Source organism: Acetonema longum DSM 6540 (assembly GCF_000219125.1).
GTDB classification, from domain to species: Bacteria; Bacillota; Negativicutes; order Sporomusales; family Acetonemataceae; genus Acetonema; species Acetonema longum.
In genome coordinates this window covers 1-2,391 of the sequence record NZ_AFGF01000230.1, presented here as the reverse complement: position 1 = coordinate 2,391, position 2,391 = coordinate 1, and the positions used below count along the sequence as shown (strand labels likewise).

The 2,391-nt window shown below is 53.5% G+C and carries 3 protein-coding genes; all 3 read right to left on the bottom strand.

What is annotated here, in order from left to right:
- Window positions 1–134: 134 nt before the first annotated feature.
- The 3 genes from ALO_RS17530 to ALO_RS17520 all read right to left on the bottom strand — a co-directional run bounded on the left by ALO_RS17530 (window position 135) and on the right by ALO_RS17520 (window position 2,373).
- Window positions 135–1,292: a sodium ion-translocating decarboxylase subunit beta gene (locus tag ALO_RS17530; protein WP_004098808.1), complete on the bottom strand. Its 1,158-nt coding sequence runs from the start codon at window positions 1,290–1,292 to the stop codon at window positions 135–137.
- Window positions 1,293–1,601: 309 nt separating this feature from the next.
- Entirely contained in the window at window positions 1,602–2,015 is a 414-nt protein-coding gene (locus tag ALO_RS17525; RefSeq protein WP_004098807.1) for a biotin/lipoyl-containing protein, read from the bottom strand.
- A 67-nt stretch (window positions 2,016–2,082) separates the two neighbouring features.
- Window positions 2,083–2,373 (bottom strand): hypothetical protein, encoded by a 291-nt coding sequence (locus tag ALO_RS17520; protein ID WP_004098806.1) that lies wholly within the window; start codon window positions 2,371–2,373, stop codon window positions 2,083–2,085.
- Between the last annotated feature and the right edge of the window lie 18 nt (window positions 2,374–2,391).

The following is a 2,391-nucleotide window of genomic DNA, read 5'->3' as shown; positions in this document are numbered from 1 at the left end:
GCCGGGAAAGCTTTATGCAGAGCCGTGGTAGCGATCATGAAAACGCAGATAACCAGGAACATGGTAGGCAGTGCGATAGCACCCATGGTAATCGCATTGATAGTATCTTGTGACATGTTCAGCGCACCTCCAATTTATTTCATTAAAGCAGGAATCAGCGCCAGGACCAGACCGCCGGCGACAACGGATGCAACCTGACCGGCCACATTCACGCCGATGGCATGCTGGATGATAAAGTTGGTGGGGTCTTCTTTCAGCGCCATTTTAGCGATAACCCGGCCGGACATCGGGAACGCGGAAATTCCGCAGGCGCCGATCATCGGGTTGACCTTTTTGGTGCTGAACAGGTTCAGGAGTTTGGCGAACAGAACGCCGCCAACCGTGTCAAACACGAAGGCTACTGCGCCCAGGGCCATGATCAGGAGAACGTTGAAGGTCAGGAAGCGTTCGGCGGTCATGGTGCCGCCGATGGTGATGCCTAAGAGCAGAGTGACCAGGTTGGCCAGCTCGCTTTGAGCGCAGTTGGAGAGGTTGTCCACAACTCCGCTTTCTTTCAGCAGGTTACCGAACATTAAAGCGCCAATCAAGGCTACCGAGATCGGAGCAACGATACCGGCGATCAGGACAATCATCAGCGGGAAGAGGAATTTGGTAGTGGAAGAAACAGGCTCTTCTCCTTCAAATCCCATTTTGATTTTGCGTTCATTTGCAGTCGTGATGGCTCTGATAACCGGCGGTTGGATAACCGGTACCAAGGACATGTAGCAATAAGCGGCAACCGAAAGAGGTCCCAGGAGTTCTACAGCGTAACGGGCAGCCACATAAATCGTGGTAGGGCCGTCAGCTGCACCGATGATGCCGATAGAGGCCGCATGAGGGAAGGAGAATCCCAGGAACGTCGCGCCGATGGCAGTGGCGAAGATGCCGAACTGTGCGGCAGCGGCAAACAGCATAACTTTCGGGTTGCGAATGAGCGGCGCAAAGTCGCACATAGCGCCAATTGCAATGAATATGAGGACAGGGAAAAGCTCATTGGCGATACCCGCGTTATAGAGAGTGATCAGAAAGCCAACGGCATCTGCTTCCACGGATACGGCGGAAGAATGCGGAATGTTGGCCAGAATGGCGCCAAAGCCGATCGGCAGCAGCAGGGCCGGCTCATAGTCGTATCTGACTGCCAGGAAGATCAAGAGAGCTCCCACGCCCCACATGACTACATGCTGCCAGCTGAGGTCAAGGAATCCCATGAGAAGTTCGTTTAACCAGGGATACTGTAAAAGCAATCCATCCATGTGTTTGTATACCCTCCCAAATGTTTATAGGCGAATAAAGAGAAATGAATCAGCTATATCGCGATTCTTTGCATCGGCGGAAGCGGTATGCTTTGGCTGCACCGGTTACTTAAAGCCGGATGCAGCCAAAACCAGTTTTTCTAAGCGTCTGTTGTACCCACTCATCTATGGCCTCGAATCTGGAACCGTTTAAAAAGGTTCAGATGCTAGGCGCGACGAGGACGCGCGCGAAAGCTGTACGTTTGCAGGGTACGGTGAGCGCGCGCCCGCAGGAGCAACGACGCAGATGGGCCTTTTTAAACGGTTCCGTTAGCCGATAACGGCCATAACGTGACCAGGTTTTACGCTTTCGCCGGCGTTCACGTTAATGGATTTGATGGTACCGGCAGCAGGAGCGCCGATTTCGTTCTGCATTTTCATGGCTTCCAAGAGCAGAACAACGTCGCCTTTTTTCACGGTCTGACCGATTTTAGCCACGACTTTGCTGACTTTGCCGGGCATCGGAGCGGTAACCGGAGTTTCGCCGGCTTTTACTTCAGCAGGAGCTGCAGCGGGCGCAGCGGCTGCTGCCGGAGCGGCTACAGGAGCCACAGCAGCGGCAGGTGCAGGGGCAGCAGCAGGTGCGGCAACAGCAGCGGCAGGAGCTGCTACTACGGCAACGCCTTCTTCAGCAACCTCTACATTGTAGGAAACTCCATTGACATTGACTTTGAATTTTCTCATTGTCTTTCCTCCATCCAATTTTCAATTCTTGCAATTATAGTCGCGCGATATGCGAGCTATAGCGGTGTTAAAAACTCTGGCGGCCATCCATAATTTTTTGACGGCCCGAAGCAGCCCAGGCATTGCCGGAGCGCTTGATATGAAGCGCGGCGGAGCCGCCGCCTGCGTGCACAACAGCTGCGGTGATGGCGGCGATGATTTCTGCATCGTCATTCATCACCATGTTGATGCTGGCGCTGATGGCTGCTACCACTTCCGGCGTTAAGCCGGTTTGCGCGGCGGGAACGGCCTTTTTCTCTTTTTTCTTCGGAGCCTCAGCCTTTTTTCCGCCACCGAACAATGAATCAAATAAACCCATTATTCTTTCCCCTTTCTA